The sequence below is a fragment of the Arthrobacter sp. JCM 19049 genome, assembly GCF_001310435.1.
The window spans coordinates 1-2,246 of record NZ_BAXF01000364.1; the positions used below are offsets into that span (position 1 = coordinate 1).

The 2,246-nt window shown below is 66.3% G+C and carries 1 protein-coding gene and 1 pseudogene; one reads left to right on the top strand and one right to left on the bottom strand.

The features are described from left to right. On the bottom strand, positions 1-222 hold a 222-nt coding region (locus JCM19049_RS12195; protein ID WP_279403108.1), incomplete at its 3' end, for a TetR family transcriptional regulator. Between the two features lie 126 nt (positions 223-348). Here JCM19049_RS12195 and JCM19049_RS12200 point away from each other — a divergent pair. After that, positions 349-2,246: pseudogene (locus JCM19049_RS12200) on the top strand (primary-amine oxidase); the annotation flags it as partial.

Here is a 2,246-nt window from a genome sequence, read left to right on the forward strand (position 1 = left end):
GCGGGCGATGCGCCGCCCGGTGGAGTTGAACACGAAGTTGAACGTGGCCGAGAGCAGCGAGTTGCGGGTGGGGAAGTACGGTTTGAGCCCCCCGTTGGCGTAACCGGCCGCGGCGGCCAAATCACGCAGGTTCAGCTTGTCGAAGCCCTGCTGGGCAATGAAGCGCCAGGTGACTTCGATGATTTCGCGGCGGCGCTGCTCATGGTCAACGATCTTGGGCATGTCACCAGTCTAGGGCCGGGGCAGAAATATCCCGTGACCCCTTGTGAAGCACTCCACAAATCCGTATTCTCTACACGTAGAGAATTAAAAGTGTTTCGCTTCACACCCCCTGGAAGGTTGCATCACATGAAGACTCGCACCGTGGACTACACCCTGCTGGGCGCCGAGGAAATCGCCGCCGCCCGCCGGCTGCTGCAGGAGAACAACCTGTTCACCGCCTCCACCCGCATCGCCTACCTGGGCCTGGAGGACCCGAACCCGCAGGCCCCGGCCCGCCGGGTGCGGGTCATGCTCATGGATTCGGCGCTGAATGAGCCCAAGGACGTGGTGCTGGACCTGACCCGCAACGAGATCGAGCAGGTCACCGAGATCGACGCGGCGGCCGTGGGGCAGCTGCCGGTGCTGGAGGAGGAGTTCGAAAAGGTCGAGGCCATCGTGGCCGCGGACGAAGGCTGGATCCAGGCGCTGGCCAAGCGCAACCTCACCGTCGAGCAGGTGCGCGTCGCGCCGCTGTCCGCCGGCGTCTTTGAGTACCCGGAGGAATCCGGGCGGCGCATCCTGCGCGGGCTGGCCTTCCGTCAGGACTTCGCCGAGGACTCGGCTTGGGCCCACCCGGTGGACGGGCTGGTCGTCTACATCGACACCGTCGCCGGCAAGGTGGACCAGATCCTGGACTTTGGACCGGTGGACATCCCGGCCGACCACGGCAACTACACCGACCCCGAGCTCACCGGCCCGATCCGCGACACCCAGAAGCCGCTGCTGATCACCCAGCCGGAGGCCCCAGCTTCACCGTCACCGACGGCAACCACGTCGAGTGGGAGAAGTGGAGCCTGGACGTGGGCTTCGACATGCGCGAGGGCCTGGTGCTGTACAACATCGCCTTCGACGACAAGGGCCAGCGCCGACGCATCCTGGACCGTGCCTCGATCGCCGAGATGGTCGTGCCCTATGGCGACCCCTCCCGGTGCGCAGCTGGCAGAACTACTTCGACACCGGCGAATACCTGATCGGACGCATGGCCAACTCCCTGGAACTGGGCTGCGACTGCCTGGGCGAAATCCACTACATCTCCCCGGTGGTGGCCACCGCCGACGGCGAGGCCCGCACCATCCACAACGGCATCTGCATGCACGAGGAGGACTCCTCGATCCTCTCCAAGCACTCCGATGACTGGTCGGGGGTGAAGTACACCCGACGCAACCGCCGCCTGGTGATCAGCTTCTTCACCACCGTGGGCAACTACGACTACGGCTTCTACTGGTACCTGTACCTGGATGGCACCATCGAATTCGAGGCCAAGGCCACCGGCATCGTGTTCACCTCCGCGATGCGCGACGAGCGCTTTGCCTCGGAGATGGCCCCGGGCCTGGGGGCCCCGTTCCACCAGCACATCTTCGGCGCCCGGCTGGACTTCGCGCTGGATGGCGGGCCGAGCCAGGTCATCGAGGAGGAGGCGGTGCGCCTGCCGATCAGCCGGGAGAACCCGCGCGGCAACGCGTTCAGCCGCAGCCACACGGTGCTGTCCACCGCCAAGCAGGCGGTGCGCGATGCGAACATGCCCGCCGGGCGCTCCTGGGTGGTCACCAACCCGGAATCGAAGAACTACCTGGCAAGCCGGTGGGCTTCAAGCTGCACCCGCAGGGCCTGCCCACCCTGCTGGCCGCCGAGGGCTCCTCGATCCACAAGCGCGCCACCTTTGCCTCCAAGGCGCTGTGGGTCACCAAGCGCGAGGCCGGGCACCGCTACCCCACCGGCGACTTCGTGAACCAGAACCCGGGCGTGGAGGGGATCAACGACTGGATCGCCGATGACCACAGCGTGGACACCCAGGACATCAGCCTGTGGCACACCTTTGCGCTGACCCACTTCCCGCGCACCGAGGACTGGCCGATCATGCCGGTGGACTCGGTCGGTTCAAGATCCGCCCCGAGGCTTCTTTGACCGCTCCCCGGTGCTGGATGTGCCCGAGCCGGTCAAGCACGGCTGCTGCTCCAGCGGTGAGGCCGAGTGCTGTGGCGGCG